This window comes from Tepidisphaeraceae bacterium (genome assembly GCA_035998445.1).
Lineage (GTDB): Bacteria > Planctomycetota > Phycisphaerae > Tepidisphaerales > Tepidisphaeraceae > DASYHQ01.
This window is the reverse complement of sequence record DASYHQ010000036.1, coordinates 1-17,699: the sequence shown is the minus strand read 5'-3', so window position 1 is coordinate 17,699 and position 17,699 is coordinate 1. Positions and strand designations below refer to the sequence as shown.

Below are 17,699 nucleotides of genomic sequence, written 5' to 3'. Positions count from 1 at the left end.
AGATGAGCGAAATGAAGAGCAAACTGTTGGTATGTATGGCGGCAACCTGCGTTGCCGGATGGATGTCGGCCGGCGTCGATGCTGCGGTGCTGACGAACCCGGTGCTGGTGGCGGGCGCAGGCGCCATCGACCCGGCCGGTGCACAGACGATCGATACGAACGGCAGTGCGTCAGGCTCGAATGTCCTGACGCCGCAGGCAACCTTGGAGGCCCGCACCGACTTCCAGGCGATCCAGCAGTTTACGGACAACCCGACGTCGGGCTCCAACATTGCGGCCGGGACGAATTACTTGAGCTTTTCAGACCCGACGTTGCCCGACGTCCGCCTCTCCTTCAGCGGTTCGTATTCGGCCAACTCGGGCAGGGACATAAATAACCTGCATCGCGTGACATCTGGCACGTCGGCCCTTGAGATCGTTGGATTGAACTCCACCGCCAACACGGCGACGCTCAACATCACGTTTGGCTCCTACGATTCGACATCCGGCGCCTTTGCCACCGGCGTCAATTCCGTGGCAGCGGTCGGGTTCGCGGTCGCCAATCTGTACCTGAGCCATTCGGCGGAGGTGTCGTACTTCGATAGCTTGGGAAACCTGCTGAACATTCAGACGGCGAGGGGGTCCAATTCCGACTTAGATGATGGTGCGAGCGGCAATTCTCGCGGGCGCGACGTCTATTTTGGTTTCGAAACGCCCGATGGTCAGCATGACATCGCCACCGTCGCCATCACGCTTAGCGGTGGTGTGATCTCCGCGGGCATCGACGACATCGGCTTTGCCACGGTCGCCGCGGTGCCCGAACCTGCGACGGCCGCACTGCTCACGATGGGCGGCTTGGTTCTCCTAGCCAGACGTCGATAGCTGGGACCAGCTCCCCCATCACCATCACCAGCGGTGACCCCAAACGGGCGACCGCTGGTTTGTCTTTCGTTCCCGGCACATCAGCTCGTGATGCTTGACGGTTGGTCATCGCTAACACGCTATCGCAGGCGGGCCGGCAGTGCTTGCCCCGCTTTTTACACTGGATCTTCAGCAGCGGCGCCTGCACGCCGAACGGGTCCGGGTGCGCGACGACATTTACGCCCAGGTCGTGCGTGCCGTTCCAAGGGTGGCGTCAGCGGTTGACGTAGCTCAATGTGGGAGATTGTTGTTGCCGAACAAGCGGAACCTTTACCCGCCGACCACACTTAGCCACGCCCGCCATCGTCCGTCTCGGCCGGGAGGGGGAGAGGAGAGTCGCTTTAAGACGACTTCAACCAGTCACGGTAGATGCTCGGATCCGAGCCGGGGATCAACGTGGCGCCAACCGCTTTCGCGTAGAAGTCGCGCGCCTTCTCCTCGGCCTGCCCGATGATGGCGTAGGCGTAGCCTAGGTCGGCCATCCCGTGCAGGCTATAGAGCAGCAGTGCCTTGCCGATGCCTCGATTACGGTGCGACGCCTGCACACCGGTGGGACCGAAGAAGCCGCGGGCGGTGGCGTCGTGGGCCGCGAAGCCCACCACGCGTCCCCGGTCGGTCGCGATGATGCAGTTGATCGGCTGGCGGGCGAACGCGGCGTCGGCCTCATCGGACCAGCCAACCTGGAACTCCTGTCGGATCCAGCCCAGCACGATCGTCTTCTCGTACGGCATTGCCCCACGGATCGTGATGCCCTCGGCCGCGCATCGCGCCACCGCCGCATGGCGCGGCGGCAGGTCATATAACTTCACCAGCATGTCGGGCATAGCACCTCGCCTTCTGTTGGATTGCGTGGATCGACGGCAAACGATTATCGTGACGATCCTGCTCGCACAGTCTAGCACATCGCTTACCGCCGCGGCCGGGACGGGGCGGGGGTTAGGCTCGCTTTTCCCTGGACACCGCGGACTGGGCGAGCGGTTGAGGCCCTTGCATCCCGGCCTCTGCATCCCTGCGCGGACGTGGCCGGGCCAGCGTGGGGCGCTATCTGTCGGCCAGCGGTTGCAGCATGAGCACGTCGATCCGACCGGCGACCTCGGCCTTGGGTGCTGCGTCGATCAGGTAGCGCCGCAGTTGATCGGGCGCGAGGGCATCGACGGCGGGTGCGAACTCGGTCTTGCCCTTAAAGCGAATCGTGACCGGGTCGCTCAGTCGCCACAGCGGCGACTGGGCATCGCCCGTGCCGCGAACGGCGTAGTAGACGGCGGTCTGGTCCCAGCTTTGACGCGGGCCGGGCTTGCCGACCCCGTCGCCCGTGTGCTGGCCGAGCGTGTACGCCAGCGCGATCGGGTTCGTGTCCGGGTGCTGGAGCGTGCCGCCGGTCATCACGCGATCGCCGACCTCGAACCCGGAGTAGACGATCGGTCCCGGCCAATGCTGCGCGACCGCGTCGGCGGCCTTCACGTCGAGCTTGATGTTGAACTCCCAGCGGTTCGGCTGGCGGAAGGCGCCACCCATGATGACGGTCTCCCTCACCTTCGCGCGGACGAGGTCCGCGCCGGTAACGCCGATCGAGCCGTCGGCCTCGTGGTCGGCCGCGCTCTGCAGCAGCATCGCCAGGCAGCTCTGCCCGCCGACGACCACGATCTTCACGCTGCCGTCGGGCGACCCGTAGAGCAGCTTACGGTAGAGCGCCGTCGACTCGGGCGCGGTAGCGTTGGTGGCGTCGCTGGGGAACCGCGCCGGGTCCGCCAGGGCCGGCGCGTAGTTGTCGGCCCCGGGCCCCTCGGGCAGCGACGGCCGGGGGCTGAGGCCGACCGGCAGGTCGCCGCGGCCGTAGTAGGTGTTGACCGCATCGATCGCCGCGACCACGTGGGGCCCGGTGGTGCTGGCGACGACGCCGATGATCTCGCACTCGCCGCGGTCCGCCAACGCGTGCAGCATCGCCAGCGCGCCGGCGTCGTCGCAGTTGGTGCGGAAGTCGGTGTCGATGATCGCCCGGTCGCCTGTGCTGGCTTGGCCAACACCACAGAGCGCGGAGCTGACGCAAAGGGCGATGGCGACGACGCAGCGCACGATGTCCACGGGCGATCCTCCGGTGATGGGTACTTGCCGCTTGGCCAGCACCGCAACGCCTTGTACTGCGTCGATCAGCGGGCGTTTCATGCGAATGTAAAAATGACGGCACGACTCAATGGGAAAAGGTCAACTTCTCCCACCCCTTCCTCGCCCCAACCCGGTAGTTAACAGGTAGGGGACTTCGCGTTGGTCCCGACAAAACCCGTTGCCAGGCAGCACACCCGTCTCAAGGAGAAGGTCGTTGCGGGCATCGCCTCCACCCGGAGTACCGATGTCGTACCTCGACCCGACCGACCCGTCTGTGATGTCCGTTAATGACCGCCTCTGCGAGGTCGCCGCGATCCTCGCCGCCATGGGCGTGCTGCGCCTGCACCGCCGTGGTGCTTTAGGCCCGGACAGCCACTCCAATCCCGGCCCGTCTTTCCACTCGGGTTCCGACTTGACGTGTCGGCCCGCTCGTGGACACATGGACAACGTGGTTAACGCATCCGAGACAAGGAGTTAGAGCATGAGCATCAACGTCAAGGCCGAGCTGGCGAAGCTCACCCAGATGAGCCCTGCGCAGCTGCGGCAGAAGTACGCCGACATCTTCGGCGAGGCGTCGCGGTCGGGCAACAAGGACTTCCTGATCAAGCGCATCAGCTGGCGTGTGCAGTCGCTGGCCGAAGGGGGCCTCAGCGAGCGGGCCAAGGCGCGGGCGGCCGAGATCGCCCGCGACGCCGACCTTCGCACCACCGTTCCCCGCACGCCCGCTGTGGCGCAAACGGTGACGCTGCCGGCGCCACCGATGAACCGTCGGTTGCCCATGCCGGGGGCGGTCCTCACGCGGCAGTACCAAGGCCGCCTCATCCAAGTGACGGTGCTTCCCAAGGGCTTCGAGTGGGACGGGACGGTTTACCGCTCCCTCAGCGCCGTCGCCAAGGCCGTCACCGGCAGCCACTGGAACGGCTACGGGTTCTTCAACCTCTTATCAGAAGGAGAGGCCAAGTGAAGAAGATCATTGAACCGCAGAAGACCATCCGCTGCGCCATCTACACCCGCAAGAGCACCGAGGAAGGGTTGCAGCAGGCGTTCAACACGCTCGACGCCCAGCGGGAGAGTGCGGAAGCCGACATCGCTTCTCAAAAGACCGAGGGCTGGACCTGCCTGCCCGATCGCTACGACGACGGCGGCTTCACCGGCGGAAACCTCGAACGTCCGGCGGTGCAGCGGCTGATGAAGGACATTGAGGCGGGGCTGGTGGATTGCGTCGTGGTGTACAAGGTCGACCGCCTCAGTCGCTCCCTGCTGGACTTCGCCAAGCTGATGGAGGTGTTCGACCGGCACAAGGTCGCGTTGGTCAGCGTGACCCAGCACTTCAACACGACCCACGGCATGGGACGGCTCACCCTGAACGTGCTGCTGTCGTTCGCCCAGTTCGAGCGGGAGATCATCAGCGAGCGGATCCGGGACAAGATCGCCGCCGCCCGCAGGAAGGGCAAGTTCGCCGGGGGCCGCCCGGTGTTGGGCTACGACGTGCTGCGCAGCCCGCAGGGCCCCAAGCTGGTGGTGAACGATACGGAGGCAACGCAGGTACGGCGTATCTTCTCGATCTACCTCTACCGCCGAGCCCTCATCCCGGCCGTCGCCGCCATCACCGAACTCGGGTGGACGGCGAAGGCGTGGGTCGGCCGGGACGGTACGCCACGCGGCGGGCAGCCGTTCAACAAGAGCACGCTGCACCAGCTGCCGACGAACGTCGTCTACACCGGCAAGGTGCGGTACAAGGAAGAGGTCCACCCCGGCGAGCACGCCGCGATCGTGGATGACGAGACCTACCAGAAGGTGCAGGCGGTCCTCAGTCGCAACGGCAAGACCGGCGGTGCCGCCGTCCGCAATCGCCACGGCGCATTACTTAAAGGTATCCTTCGCTGCAGCCCCTGCGACTGCTCGATGGGGAACACGTACAGCAGCAAGGGGACGAAGCGGTACCGCTACTACGTCTGCCTCAACGCCCACAAGCGGGGCTGGGACACCTGCCAGAGCAAGTCGGTGCCGGCGGCGGAGAACGAGGCGTTCGTCGTCGAGCAGATCCGCAGCATCGGCAGCGACCCTGCGGTGGTGGCTGAGACGGTACGGGCGGCGCGGGCACAGGTCGAGGGGCGGCTGGCGGAGTTGAAGGCTGAGGACAAGCGGCTGGAGAAGGCGGCCAAGCAGGACCACGCGACGGTGCTGCGGCTGATCGGGCTAGACCACGCCAGCCGGTCCTGCCTGATCGACACGGGCCGGGCCCTGGCCACCGTCTTCGCCGGCTACGTCCGCCGTGAGTTCGGCAACGCCGCCGTGCGGGTGCAGCGGGTGACGCTCCACGTGGAAGAGGGCGAGCGATGAGCATCTACGACGAAATGCTTCGTGCCGTCGCCGGTGGCGTGTCCGTCGTGCCGATTTGCCGCACGACCAAGCGGCCGCACAGGAAGCTGCTGCCGCAGGTCGAGCGGCCGGACCCCAAGACGGGCCAACTCAAGCAGTCGGGCACGTGGAAGCCGTTCCAGGCCGCGATCGCCGCCCCCGAGCAGCTGGCCAAGTGGCGCGGCGCCCAGGCGTTCGCCGCGGTGTGCGGCACGATCTCCGGTCGCGGCCAGGGCGGTCACCTCGTGCTCGACTTCGACGAACGTCGCTTCTACGACGCGTGGGTGACGCTGGTCGGCGAGCTGGTCGGCGAGCTGGCCGACGGGCTGCCAGACGCAGAGCGGTGGCATCCACGTGGCGATGATCTGCCCGAGCCCGGGCGGCTGCGAGAAGCTGGCGTGGATGTCAAATGAAGCGGAACCGACCGGCCGCTCGGTCGCCATCGAGACGCGCGGCGAGCGCGGCTACGCCGTGATGCCGCCGTCGCCCGGGCCAGCCGGAACGTACACCCTGCTGTCCGGCTGCTTCATCGACGTGCCGGTCGTCTCCCAAGCCCGCGCCGACGCGCTGATGGCGGCCGCGCGAAAGCTCGACGAGGCACCGTACACGCGGCAGGAACTGGAAAGTGCCGCCCAGGTCCCAACGGCCACCGACCGCGCCCACCCGTCCCTCAATGGTCAGGCCGAGGTCATCGACAAGTTCAACGACCAGAACCCGCTGCGCGACGTGCTGCGGTCGTTCGGCTACACCGACGCCGATGACCGCACGTTGCGGCCGACGCGTCGGCCACGAGCGAGCCGGGCGTGACGTTCACGAAGCGCGACGGCCGGGAGATCGCGTTCTGCCACTCGACGAACGACCCGCTCCACTCCGCCGAGTCCGTGCTCGAAGGCGCCGAACGTCCCACCATCGTGCTTGAGGTCAAGATCGGCACCGACGCCGAGCGGGGCAGCCGTCCGGAACCGCCGATCGGCGACTTTGCGCAGAATCGCCCGGTCCTCGACGCGGCCGTGCTGGGTGAGGTGCCACACGACGCCGCCGCGGCAGACTTGCGCGAAGGCGTCAACGTCGTCGCCGCAGGTCGTGGCGACCCTTGTGGTCGTGATGGCCAAGCCAGCCGGTTTCCTAATTCTGCGCGCTCGCGCCGCCCAGCGATTTCAGCGACTCCAACACCGCGGCATGGGCGGGTTTGGGGGCGAAGTTGCGGTCGAAGAGCAGGGGGTGGTTTGTCCGCCCGCGTACAGGAAAATTGTTGAGCCAGGTGTGATCGTCAGTGGTGCCCCAGAGCGACACACGGGTCACGACGCCGTCGGCGGCATGCTTAACGATCACGTCGAAGAAGGCCTTGTACCGCTCGGCCAACTTCTGCTGCACGTCCGCGGGCAGTCCCTCCTTGTACGGGTCGGCCCCGGCCTCGCGAAGCGTGATGTCGGCACCGGTCGACCGGCGGGGCAGGACGTCGATGTCCATCTCCGTGATCATTACTTCCACACCTTCTGCGGCGAACTCGGTGATGGCGTCGTCGAGCACCTGCGCGTCGGGGAAGTTGATCAGCCAGTGGCCCTGGATGCCGACCGCATCCAGTCGCACGCCCGCGGCCTTCAACTCGCGGATCAGCTTCAGGGCGCGTTCACGCTTGCCCGGGTTCTCAATGTTGTAATCGTTGTAGTACAGCTCGACGTTCGGATTCGCCTCGTGGGCAATCTTGAACGCCTGCACCACGTAGTCGTCGCCAATCGCCTTTCGGGCCGGCGTGTCGCGCAGGTAACCGTCGTCGCCGTCGGTGATGCCCTCGTTCAGCACGTCCCATCCGACCACGTCGTTGCCGAAGTGTTGAATTACGGCGGCGACGTGGTCCTTCAAATTCGCCAACGCCGCCTCGCGGGGAAGGGGCTCTCCGTCAGCATTTTGGAACAGCCACGCGGGCGATTGGTTGTGCCACAGCAGTGTGTGACCGACGACCTTCATGTCGTGCCGCTTTGCGAACGCAACAAGTTGATCGGCCTTCTCGAAGGTGAACGTGCCTTTCATCTTTTGCAGAGCGTCCGGCTTGAATTCGTTTCCCCCGGTCAGGCAGTTGAACTCCCTGGTGATCAGGTCGGCGTGCCGTGGGTCCTGCAGATCCTGGGCCATGATTGCGGTGCCGATGAGCATGCGGTCACCGACGGCCGCCCGCAGCGTGCCCGGCAACGGCAGGGTGGCGGACTGTCCCGTCGCGGTCGTGGCGACGCCAAGTATGAGCGTGGTGCCAGCGAGCAACGTGCGGTACATCATTACGCTCCCGGTAGGAGATGGGATTGAGCTGCGAAGAACCGGTCGGTCGAATGTCGCCGTGGCGGCAGCGTCGCCGCGCTGACAAATCTTTTGCCAACGGCCGCGCGCCGCCAGGCGCTACGCCCGCCGATGACGTCGCATGAGCGCGCCGACCGCCGCGACTCCCGCCACGCCAACGGCCGCAGGTTCCGGTACGGCAGCCGGGTCACCGACCAGCCGAACGTTATCGATGTACGCCACCGCGTGCTCGGGGTTGGTGGCGCCGTCGTTGTTCAGCGAGAAGACGAGCTCGACCCAGCCGGGCGTACCGTTGGCTAGCGACGACCAGGACGATTTGACCGCACTGTAGTCGAGCGAGAACGTGACGACGCGCCGGCCGTCGTCGCCGGGCCCGGGGCCCCAATAGATATTGTTACCCGTACCGCTGGTGTTTGTCAGGCCGCTGGTGACGTTGGTCCAGCCGCCGCCCTGCGAATTGAGGATCAGTTCGAAGACCTGCCAATATCCGCTCGGCGCCGACGACGGGGTGGTGATCACGTCGAGCATAAGCGTCGTGTTCACGGCGAACGCGGTGCGGGCGGCGGCATTGGCGCCGTACGCGAGGTTCTGCTGGTAACCGACGTTCGTCGCCTTCACGCTCGTCGTGCCGCGGCTGCTGTCCTCGGTGCTCAGCGCGACGTTTGCCGGCGGCCCGAACGGCTGCACCCCGCTGCTCCACCGGCCCCAGGCGCCGGGGTCAGAACCTTCGAAATCTCCGATCACGACGACCGCATGGGTCGACGTGGACGACAGCACGAGCCCGCCGACGAGCGTCAATGCAGCGAGAACACGTTGAGACATCATCGAAGCCTCCGATGTGGATCAGTGCCTTCGAAGCGCCCGGCTGGCCGAAGACGAACTCCATCGCTCGACGCGATGCCGGTGGAACTGAGACCGTGATATGGAACCAGCCGTTCGCTGCAAAGGTAAACGTTTACCATAATACTTCACAACTCGTTTTTGTCAAAACCCAGGCAAATTTTTTGGGCGCGTTTAATCTAAAAAGTATCTGCCGTCAGAGGTTGGCTTGCTGCTTGGGCAATAGAGAATGAAGTGGTTGGGCCGGAGAGATAAGGTCCGTATTCCGGGCGCCCGAACTCCGAACTCCGAAGATCCAAGAGCACTCTGGGCCGCTAAGCGCAGTTCGGCAGGACCACCGCCGGCGTCCGAAAGGTCGTTGCTTTCCGTATTACCTGTGTGAAGAACTCACGTGGGTTGATGACCTTCGGCTGACGCGGCCGCTCGCGCCCCGGCTAATGAGGAACTTTAGGTGGTCATTATACCGTCTATGCAGGTTAGCCCCGTCCGCTAGGTACGCGTTTACCTAGCAGGCCTTCGCGACGATGCGATTGTTGCCATCGCACGGCGGTCGAAAATAGCGGTCGCAAGCCTTCACATCGTCCACGCCTACGCAGCAGCGATTCCCGCAGCTAGCGGAAAAAGTTCTTTGCACTTTGACGCTTCTCAATCCGTAAGGCATAATAGGTAAACGTTTGCCTATTATCCGTGGCATCGTTCGCAAATAGGTGCTCTTGCCGGCACCCGAATGATCATCTCTCGTCGCGCCCCACAGGTGTGGGCATGTGTACCCGCCGGGACCCACGCGACTTACGCCATCGCATTGCGATTCACATCCCTGGAGGCATCCTATGCGTCGTCACGACATCCGCGACCGCCTGATTGGCCGCCTTGGTTTCACCCTGGTGGAACTGCTCGTTGTAATCGGAATTATTGCCTTGCTCATTTCGATGCTACTGCCGGCGCTCAATCGCGCCCGTGCTGCGGCCAACACTGTCGCTTGTTTAGCTAATCTTCGGTCGATTGGGCAGGGCATCACGCTTTACACGAACGGCAACAAGGGCTCGCTGCCATACGGGTTCTGGGATGGCGGGTTCAACCCGGCCACTGGAGTGGCCGGTGGTTTCGACGGTAGCAAGGCAGGCGACTGGACGATCCTGATTCAGAGCTACATCACGAACAAGGCCGGTGCCAACTACGACGAGAACTTCGCGACCGGCGGCATCACTGGCAGGACGCGCGCGGTCTTCCGTTGCGCTGAGGCGCCAAACGACGACTCGGCCGACTCGGCGAACAATACGTTGAGCCACTTTGCCAGTCACCCGCGGCTCATGCCGTCGCTGGACGGGTACTGGGGCACGCAGGTCGACCCGCAGACCGGGAAGCGCCGTGTGCCGTACAAGATTTCGCGCGTGAAGCGCAGCCAGGAAATCATCCTCATCTACGATGCAGCCCTATCGCAGACAGGCGCAGGCGGATGGACCGCCGGGTCGTCCCCCGTCGGATCACGTATGGACAGGTACCGCCTTACCTATCAGACCAACCTGACCGACAACTACGCCGGCGTGCCATCGTGGTTCCACCCGGGAAGCGCGGTCGACATCACGTCCGACTCAGGCTTAACGAATCGCGACGGGGCCGACAACGCTGGCAACTTCCGATTCCGGCATAACAAGGACAGGGCGTGCAACACGCTCATGGTCGACGGTCACGCCGAGACCTTCACGTTCAAGAACGGCACGCAGGGCCAACTGTTGCGTGGCTCCATCAACGTCAACCCGTAACCGTTACGACGAGTCACGGCCGGGCATCACCCGGACCGACGGCTGCCGCGAGCCACCGCGTCGGGACCGCAACCTAGGTTCCCGAGGCGGGGCGCGGCGCAGAGGCGCGTGACGTTCGCGAGCGTCGCCGAGCTAGCTGAAGGCGTTCGACATGCTGACGTCCTTGTTCACCATCCTGATCGTCGCGGCGGCCTACCTCGTGATGATCAACCGGGTCCACGTGGCCCTGCCGGCCGTTACCGACGAGATGCGGCTGCTGGCCGACGGCGATGGGGCGGTGTCGGCTCTGGCCCTGCAGGGGAGTCAGACGCAGCTCGGAAGCGTGCAGGTGACCGAGCATGACCTCATGGACGTGCTGGGGCAGGACGTGATGGTCGATTGGTACAAGCTTGCGCAGGTGGCCGACCGCGAGCGCAAGCTGTACCTGAACGACTTCGGCATCTTCGACAGCGGCCTGGGCCAGAACGCTCACCAGGACCATTTCTTTGAGACGCTGGAGACGCTGCAGACCAAGGGCACCACCTTGGACGGCATCGGCATCCGGTCGCGCATTGCCGCCGACGCGCCCCCGTCGGAAGCGCTGCAGACGCTCGACCGGTTCTCGACCTTGGGCCTGCCGATCGAGTCGACAGAGCTCAGCATCAACTTCGAGGACCGCCAACTACAGGCCGACTATTTGCGAGGTTTCATGACGGCCCTGCTCTCGCACCCAAACGTCGAGGGGGTGATGCTGTGGGGGTTCTGGTCCGGCCGACACTGGCGCCCCGACGCGGCCCTGTGGGCTCGCGACTGGACGAAACGACCGATCGGCCAAGCCTTCCCCGACCTGCTCGACACGACTTGGACGACGAAGGCGTCGTCGCTCACGGCCGACGCGAACGGGCAGGCGCAGGTTCGCGGGTTCCTCGGTGCGTACGACGTCACCGTGACGACGCCCGATGGGCGAACGATGACCGCGATGGCGGGGCTGACTGCGGACGGCGCCACGGTGAACGTCGTGGTGGGCGCCGCGGTTCGCGCGCCCACGTCTGGCGGGGCGCTAGCCGCGATGGGGGCCTCCGAGGTTGAGGAAGGAGCGGGAACACGATGAGATACATCCGTCAGGGAAAGTTATCGCTGCGAGACATTCGGGGGGGTGCTCCGCCACTGTCGCGGCTGCGGGGCGTGGTTGACCCCGTGGGCAGCTCCGCGGATACTGCGCTGGCGCGGCAGCCGGTCGAGCCCCGGTCGTCACGCCCGAGGATCGCATTGAACCGACGGGTGACCATTAGCGACGTGGCGAAGATCTGCGGCGTAACGCCCGCGACGGTCAGCCGCGTCCTCAACGGCAAGAAGAAGTTCAGCGCGAGCGAAGCGGTGCGCGAGAAGATCCAGGACACCGCCCGCAAGCTCGGGTACGTGCCGGACCTGGCGGCCCGGAACCTCAACCGGAACAGTTCGCACATCATCGGTCTGTTCGCCTCCCCGCTCACCCACGTCGCTGAGGGGATCAACGATTCGCTGCTCGAAGGCATCGCCGAGGTGCTGCACGCCGGCGGCTACGACGTCTTCTTCGAGCTCGGCGCCGTAAGCCGCCGCAGCGCGGCGCTGCCGTTCTGGCGGTTCGACGGGGCGATCCTGATGCAAGCCCCCAAGCCCGAGACCGTGGCCGAACTGGACCACCGGCGGGTGTCGTACGTGTGCGTGAACGAGCAGACGGGCAACCCCGCTGCCGCCATCCTCGCCGACGACGCCATGGGCATGCGGCGGGCGGTCGACCACCTGGCGATGCTCGGCCACCGCCGCTTCGCCTACGCCAACGCCCGAGCCAGCTACTTCAGCCACTACAGCGTCACCGAGCGGTACGAGACGCTCATCCAAAGCATCCGGACGAACGACCTTGAGCTCGCCGGTGGTCACGAGGTGCCCTTTACGGTCCCGACCGATTTCCTGCGAAATGCGGTACGCGTCCACGGGGCGACGGCGATCATCACGTACGATCATCACATCGCGGTCATGCTCGTGGGCGCGGCGCACGCGCTGGGCCTGCGGCTCCCCGAGGACTTCAGCCTGATCTGCTTCAACGACGTTTTCCCCGTCGCGCTGCTCGGCCCACCGTTGACGGCGATCGCCGTCAGCGGTCGCGAGATGGGCCGGCTGGGCGCCGACCTGCTGTTGAACGTGCTTGAGGCCGGGGGGACGCGGCCGACGACCCGGGACATCCGCGTGCCGGAAGACCTGATCGTCCGCGGCTCGACCGCGCCACCTCCCACGCGGACGTAGCGCACGGCCTTGCATTTCGTCCCGACCGCGCCCGCGGCGGCCCTGTGGTCATCACGTCTGTCGTTGGTCGCGGATTGCGTCATCTCTGTTGTTGGAACGGCACAATGGGTTTTCCGTACGGCACCGCGCCGCTCGTCATCCTGCTGATCGCGATCGTGTCCGGCGCCGCCGCGATGCTGTCGGAGGCGACGTCCCCCCGCGCCGACGGGCGGCCCGACTTGATCTTCGCCACCTTCAGCAAGGAACACGCCGCCGCCTACCAGCCGGCCGTGGAACGGTTCGAGCTGGAGCATGGCGTGGACGTGCAACTGCAGGTCGTCAGCCAGCGGGCCCTGCAGGGTCGTCTGCAGTCGTCCATGCAGGTCGGGGCCGACGTGCCGGACATGGTCGAGCTGTTGGACGGCACGCTCGGCGTGTTCGCCAAGGGGCCGGTGGAGGACGTCGGCTTCGTCGACCTCACGGAGCACGTGCACCGGGAGGGGTTGTACGACCGTCTGGTCACCAGCCGGTTCGGCAAGTGGTCGAGCCGCGGGCACATCTTCGCGCTGCCGCACGACGTCCACTCGGTCATGCTCGCCTACCGCCGCGACCTGGTGGAGGACTTGGGCATCGACGTGTCGATGCTGACGACGTGGGACGAATTCTGTCGCGTGGGTCGCGAGGTGGTCACGAAGGACCTGACGGGCGACGGGGTGCCGGACCGTTACATGATCGACCTGCCCGCCGACGGCGGCGACGCGCTGCGGCTGCTGATGCTGCAGCGGGGCGGGGCGATGTTCGACGAGGCCGGGAACGTCGCGTTCGACAACCCGGCGGCCGTCGACGTGATCGACTGGTACGTCCGCCGCGTCGCCGGGGAGGATCGGATCTCGTTCCCGGCCGGGTGGGGGCAAAACCTGGCCAAGGCCATGACCGACGGCCTGGTCCTGTTCTACATCTGCCCCGACTGGCGGTTGAAGCAGTTCGAGTCGGACGTGCCCTCGCTGGCCGGCAAGATGGCCTTAATGCCAGTGCCGGCGTGGGAACCGGGCGCACGCCGTACCACCACGTGGGGCGGCACGGGGCTGGCGATCACGAAGCAGTGCGGGAACCCGGATCTAGCGTGGAAGCTGGCAATGCACCTGTACTACGACCCGGCCCAGCTGGGTGAGCGGTTCGCCCAGACGCTGATCCTACCCCCGCTGAAGCAGGCGTGGACGGAACCGCAGATCGACGCGCCGAGCCCGGTCTTCAGCGGCATGCGCGTCGGGCGCGCGTACGCCGACCTGGCGACGCAGGTGCCCGAGGAGCAGTCGAGCGCATACATGACGCTGGCGGTTGCGAAGCTGAGCGAGGCGTACAACAACGCGTTGGCGCATTTCCAGGCGGGTGGCGAGGCGAACCTGCACGAGGTCGCGCGTAATGAGCTGAAGTCCGCAGCGGGCCGCGTGCGGACCGTGATGGAGCGAAATCGCTTTCTGCGCGACGGCGCCGAGATCCCCGTCGCGGCGGCGGCCGGTACGGCCAAGGGGGTGCGGTGATGTCCAACCCCACGCTCACCCCGACCGCCACGATCCCCCAGACCGCCGGCATCGCCGCGGCCACCGCCGTGGTGCCTAAGCAGCAGCGCCGGACAGGTGGGGGTTGGCGATGGAAGGTGCGGGTCACGCCGTACCTGTTCCTGCTGCCGTACGTCCTGACGACGCTCGTCTTCTTCCTCTACCCGCTGCTCCACGCGACCGTGCTGGCCTTCTTCCAGACCAGTGGCCCGGGCCGGCGCGTGTTTGTCGGGACTGAGAACTTCACGTTCGTGCTGGCCGATCCGGACTTCCGCAAGGCCCTGTTCAACACGTGCCTGTTCGCCGTGGCTTCGATCGCGGTGCAGCTGCCGCTCAGCCTTGGGTTGGCCATGCTGCTGAACGCAAAGCACGGACGGATGAAGGCGTTCTTCCGGCTGGCGATCTTCGCGCCCAACCTCGTCGGCCAGGTCTTCGTGGGCATCCTCTTCGCGATGCTCTTCACGCCACGCTACGGGCTGTTCAACCGGTTCCTCCACGAACTAATCGGGTGGGGCCTAGAGATGCGCTGGCTCGGCGACCCGGCGCTTGTCATGCCCGCGGTCGTAATCGCGTCCCTGTGGCTGTACGTCGGGTTCAACATGATCTACTTCCTGGCGGCGCTACAGAACGTCGACCAGAGCCTGGTGGAGGCCGCCCGGATCGACGGCGCCGACCCGTGGGACATCTTCCTGAACGTCACGCTGCCGTCGATCGCGCCCGTCGTGACGTTCGTCGTCGTGACCAGCACGATCGGGTCGTTCCAGCTGTTCGAGTTGCCCTATACCCTGCTGCAGGGGTTCGGCCCGAACAACAGCGGGCTGACCGTGGTTGGGTACCTGTACAACTACGCGTTCGACAGCGGCGACCTAGGCACCGCGGCGGCGGTGGGGTGGCTGCTCACGTTCGTCATCCTCATGGTCAGCCTTGCCCAGATCCGGCTGTCGCGCAAGGTCTCGGACGATTAACCCATGAACACGCCCAACGAACTTCAGTGGACCCTGATCGTGCTCGCGGCCGCGTTCGTCGCACTGCTGCTCGTGTCGCGCAGGTGGGCCACGAACTACGCCCGCACGGTCGTGCTGATCGGCGTCGGCACGGTTATGCTCCTGCCGTTCGCGTGGCTGGTCTGCGCCGCGTTCAAGGACGCCGCCGTCCTGAACGACTACACGTTTTTGCCGCCGGTCGACAAGATCTCCAACAAGACCGTCAACCTGAAGAACTTCGAGACGTTGCTGGGGGAGAAGCAGACCGTCCAAGGACCCGTCAACTTCTGGCGGTACGTCGCCAACAGCCTTTTCCTGGCCTCGGCCGGCACGTTCATCTCGCTCGTGTTCAGCTCGATGGGCGGTTACGCCTTGGCCAAGTACCGCTTTGCCGGTCGCGGGCCGCTCATCACGTTCATGCTCGCGTCCATGACAATTCCGGGCGTGGTCCTGCTCGCGCCGAACTTCGAGATCATCTGGCGGCTGGGGTGGATGGACACGTACAAGGCGCTGCTCGTCCCAGGGTGCGTCAGCGCGTTCGGCATCTTCCTGTTCCGCCAGGCGATCATTGGCGTGCCAAACGACCTGATCGAGGCCGGGCGGATCGACGGGTGCAGCGAGTTCCGAATCTACATGACGCTGATCATGCCGCTCGTGCGGCCGATGACCGGCGCGTTCTGCCTGATCAGCTTTCTTGGCGCGTGGAACGCGTTCCTCGGGCCGAACATCTTCTTGCAGAGCCAGCAGAAGCTAACGCTGCCGGTCGTGCTGAACCAGTACATCGGCGAGTACAGCCAGCAGTATGGGGTGTTCCTCGCCGGCACGCTGCTGGCGATCATCCCGCCGGCGGTGCTGTTCCTCAGCCTGCAGCGGGAGTTCATCGGCGGACTGACCAGTGGGGCCGTGAAGCAGTAGCGACCGTTCCGGTGCCTCATCAGTCGGCGCCGAGCCGGAGCGAGAGAGATAGCCTATGAACCAGCCAACACCGACTACCACGATGCCGATCATCGACTTCAACGCGCAGCACTCGCCCATGGGGGCGTTCATGAGCTTCACGTGCGGCCACTTCGGCGCCGGTGGGGGCATTGGCATGGAAATCGGCCGGCCGGCCGACCAGAACCTGTCTGTGGGCGTGAAGCACGGTGACCGCCGGTCGGTGGCGCCGATCGTCTGCCTGCCGTTCACGCACGGCAGCGCCGCAGCAACCGGCAACGCCGCGACTGGAAACGCACCGAAGTCGAACCAAGATCGCATCTGAGATCGAACTGCCTTGAGTGATGTTCTTGGCGTCGTGACCGTCACACCGACGGTCGCCGAAGTCCAAAGGAGCATCGCTTATGTCCAGCAACTACATCCACCCCCTCAGTCGCCGCACCCCGCGCGCCCGACGCCCACACCAAGGAGCTGAGCGCCGCCCGCCGCCAGCTCGTCCATCTGATGCAGCGCATCAACTTCGGCCGCATCGACGGTTTGCTGATCCGCTCGGGCGAGCCCGTGCTCGAGGGCGCCGAACGCCCCGACGTCGTGCTCGAAGTGAAGCTCGGCACCGACGCCGAGCAGGGCAGCCGTCCGGAATCGTCGGCCGGCGGCGACTTCGCCCTGAAGCGCCCGGTCGTCGACCTGATGGCCCAGCTCGACCGTCACCCCAACGCCCGCATCGCGTCGCAGGCCGTGAAGCACGGCCTGCCGTTCTGCGCGCACGTCGAGGCGTGGCCGACCCCATGGCCCACGTTCGCGTCCGACTAATCGTGCTTTCGACAAACCCATACCGCATGACGGACCGGCCACGCGGTGGAGGTCGTCGTGGGTGCCGCCGAACGACCACGGCTGCCCCTGCGCGACGCGTTGCTCCACCGCGTGTCCCGGTTCCCGCCCTGACCTTCGGCTCGCACCCACCCGACCTTCCCCGCCGCCGGGGGAGGCCCCAGTGGGCGAGCAACAGGACGGGCGGTTCACGCCATCGGACGCGGCGCTGATCCGCCACAAGGCCAGGCGGCTGGTCGGCCACCACGGCTACCGCAGCAGCGATGTCGAGGACCTCGAGCAGGACCTGATGCTCCACGTCCTCCGCCAGTCGCACCGCCCGCCCCGGCCGCGGGTCGCGCGAGGCATTCATGACCACGGTCGGACGGGCGGCCCGCTGGCCGGGGCCGTGGTGGTCGACGGCGCGACGGACACGGGCGTGTTCGTCGCCTGGGTCGAGCACGCCTTGGTCCCGCACCTGAGGCCCGGCGAGACGGTCGTGATGGACAACCTGCGGCCGCACCACAGCCCGCGCGTGCGTGAGCTGATCGAGTCGATGTGTTGCCGGATGCTGTACCTGCCGCCCTACTCGCCGGATTTCAACCCGATCGAACCGATGTGGAGCAAGGTGAAGGGCCACCTGCGTTCCGCCGCCGCCCGGACGTACGAGGCGTTGCAGCAGGCCGTGACCGACGCCCCGCACGCCGTCACCCCCAACGACTGCCACGGCTTCTTCCGGCACTGCAGTTACGACGCTGCTTAAAAAGCCGCGCTGCTCTAGGTGTACAGTCCCATGGTATGATGGCACACGACCGCTGGCCATCAACAAGCAGGAACTATGGGACAACTACTCCACGGCTGCGCCACCACGACTGAGGCGGTTCGTCGAGCGATCCAGCAGAGTCAAGCGAGCGT

The 17,699-nt window shown here is 65.8% G+C and carries 19 protein-coding genes; 14 read left to right on the top strand and 5 right to left on the bottom strand.

All coding sequences use genetic code 11. The features are described from left to right. Positions 1 to 11 precede the first annotated feature (11 nt). Entirely contained in the window at positions 12 to 860 is an 849-nt protein-coding gene (locus VGN72_14840; GenBank protein ID HEV7300639.1) for a PEP-CTERM sorting domain-containing protein, read from the top strand. Positions 861 to 1,240: 380 nt separating this feature from the next. On the opposite strand, the gene VGN72_14835 is transcribed toward VGN72_14840, so the two are convergent. Further along, the gene (locus tag VGN72_14835) at positions 1,241 to 1,723 is read right to left on the bottom strand and encodes a GNAT family N-acetyltransferase (GenBank protein HEV7300638.1); all 483 of its coding nucleotides are present in this window, start codon (positions 1,721 to 1,723) and stop codon (positions 1,241 to 1,243) included. Between the two features lie 217 nt (positions 1,724 to 1,940). Beyond that, positions 1,941 to 3,062 carry a nucleoside hydrolase gene (locus VGN72_14830; protein ID HEV7300637.1) on the bottom strand — a complete coding sequence of 374 codons (1,122 nt, stop codon included), beginning with the start codon at positions 3,060 to 3,062 and terminating at the stop codon, positions 1,941 to 1,943. A 421-nt stretch (positions 3,063 to 3,483) separates the two neighbouring features. On the opposite strand from VGN72_14830, the gene VGN72_14825 reads away from it, so the two are divergent. The 4 genes from VGN72_14825 to VGN72_14810 are packed head-to-tail and all read left to right on the top strand — an operon-like array spanning position 3,484 to position 6,170. Further along, positions 3,484 to 3,966 (top strand): DUF2924 domain-containing protein, encoded by a 483-nt coding sequence (locus tag VGN72_14825; protein HEV7300636.1) that lies wholly within the window; start codon positions 3,484 to 3,486, stop codon positions 3,964 to 3,966. Further along, on the top strand, positions 3,963 to 5,345 hold the full coding sequence (locus VGN72_14820; protein HEV7300635.1) for a recombinase family protein: 1,383 nt from the start codon (positions 3,963 to 3,965) through the stop codon (positions 5,343 to 5,345). Before VGN72_14825 ends, VGN72_14820 begins: the two co-directional genes overlap by 4 nt. Beyond that, on the top strand, positions 5,342 to 5,776 hold the full coding sequence (locus VGN72_14815; GenBank protein HEV7300634.1) for a bifunctional DNA primase/polymerase: 435 nt from the start codon (positions 5,342 to 5,344) through the stop codon (positions 5,774 to 5,776). The genes VGN72_14820 and VGN72_14815 overlap by 4 nt, the downstream gene beginning before the upstream one ends. Then, positions 5,766 to 6,170 (top strand): hypothetical protein, encoded by a 405-nt coding sequence (locus VGN72_14810; protein ID HEV7300633.1) that lies wholly within the window; start codon positions 5,766 to 5,768, stop codon positions 6,168 to 6,170. The genes VGN72_14815 and VGN72_14810 overlap by 11 nt, the downstream gene beginning before the upstream one ends. Here VGN72_14810 and VGN72_14805 read toward each other — a convergent pair. The 3 genes from VGN72_14805 to VGN72_14795 form a co-directional block, all read right to left on the bottom strand. Beyond that, positions 6,107 to 6,475, bottom strand: coding sequence for a hypothetical protein (locus VGN72_14805; GenBank protein ID HEV7300632.1), 369 nt, complete (start codon positions 6,473 to 6,475; stop codon positions 6,107 to 6,109). The genes VGN72_14810 and VGN72_14805 overlap by 64 nt on opposite strands. Positions 6,476 to 6,488: 13 nt before the next feature. Continuing rightward, the gene (locus tag VGN72_14800) at positions 6,489 to 7,637 is read right to left on the bottom strand and encodes an endo-1,4-beta-xylanase (protein ID HEV7300631.1); all 1,149 of its coding nucleotides are present in this window, start codon (positions 7,635 to 7,637) and stop codon (positions 6,489 to 6,491) included. A gap of 117 nt (positions 7,638 to 7,754) precedes the next feature. Continuing rightward, positions 7,755 to 8,480, bottom strand: a complete 726-nt coding sequence (locus tag VGN72_14795; protein HEV7300630.1) for a hypothetical protein — start codon at positions 8,478 to 8,480, stop codon at positions 7,755 to 7,757. 845 nt (positions 8,481 to 9,325) lie between these two features. Here VGN72_14795 and VGN72_14790 point away from each other — a divergent pair. The 9 genes from VGN72_14790 to VGN72_14750 all read left to right on the top strand — a co-directional run bounded on the left by VGN72_14790 (position 9,326) and on the right by VGN72_14750 (position 17,547). Beyond that, positions 9,326 to 10,258 carry a prepilin-type N-terminal cleavage/methylation domain-containing protein gene (locus tag VGN72_14790; GenBank protein HEV7300629.1) on the top strand — a complete coding sequence of 311 codons (933 nt, stop codon included), beginning with the start codon at positions 9,326 to 9,328 and terminating at the stop codon, positions 10,256 to 10,258. A 151-nt stretch (positions 10,259 to 10,409) separates the two neighbouring features. After that, positions 10,410 to 11,348 carry an endo-1,4-beta-xylanase gene (locus VGN72_14785; protein HEV7300628.1) on the top strand — a complete coding sequence of 313 codons (939 nt, stop codon included), beginning with the start codon at positions 10,410 to 10,412 and terminating at the stop codon, positions 11,346 to 11,348. A 170-nt stretch (positions 11,349 to 11,518) separates the two neighbouring features. Then, positions 11,519 to 12,520, top strand: coding sequence for a LacI family DNA-binding transcriptional regulator (locus VGN72_14780; protein ID HEV7300627.1), 1,002 nt, complete (start codon positions 11,519 to 11,521; stop codon positions 12,518 to 12,520). Between the two features lie 104 nt (positions 12,521 to 12,624). Beyond that, positions 12,625 to 14,040 (top strand): ABC transporter substrate-binding protein, encoded by a 1,416-nt coding sequence (locus tag VGN72_14775; protein HEV7300626.1) that lies wholly within the window; start codon positions 12,625 to 12,627, stop codon positions 14,038 to 14,040. After that, positions 14,040 to 15,023 carry a sugar ABC transporter permease gene (locus tag VGN72_14770; protein HEV7300625.1) on the top strand — a complete coding sequence of 328 codons (984 nt, stop codon included), beginning with the start codon at positions 14,040 to 14,042 and terminating at the stop codon, positions 15,021 to 15,023. Before VGN72_14775 ends, VGN72_14770 begins: the two co-directional genes overlap by 1 nt. Positions 15,024 to 15,026: 3 nt before the next feature. Then, positions 15,027 to 15,956: a carbohydrate ABC transporter permease gene (locus VGN72_14765; protein HEV7300624.1), complete on the top strand. Its 930-nt coding sequence runs from the start codon at positions 15,027 to 15,029 to the stop codon at positions 15,954 to 15,956. Between the two features lie 55 nt (positions 15,957 to 16,011). After that, the gene (locus tag VGN72_14760) at positions 16,012 to 16,299 is read left to right on the top strand and encodes a glycoside hydrolase family 52 protein (protein HEV7300623.1); all 288 of its coding nucleotides are present in this window, start codon (positions 16,012 to 16,014) and stop codon (positions 16,297 to 16,299) included. Positions 16,300 to 16,478: 179 nt separating this feature from the next. After that, positions 16,479 to 16,787 carry a hypothetical protein gene (locus VGN72_14755; GenBank protein ID HEV7300622.1) on the top strand — a complete coding sequence of 103 codons (309 nt, stop codon included), beginning with the start codon at positions 16,479 to 16,481 and terminating at the stop codon, positions 16,785 to 16,787. Between the two features lie 181 nt (positions 16,788 to 16,968). Next, positions 16,969 to 17,547 carry a transposase gene (locus tag VGN72_14750; protein HEV7300621.1) on the top strand — a complete coding sequence of 193 codons (579 nt, stop codon included), beginning with the start codon at positions 16,969 to 16,971 and terminating at the stop codon, positions 17,545 to 17,547. Positions 17,548 to 17,699 lie beyond the last annotated feature (152 nt).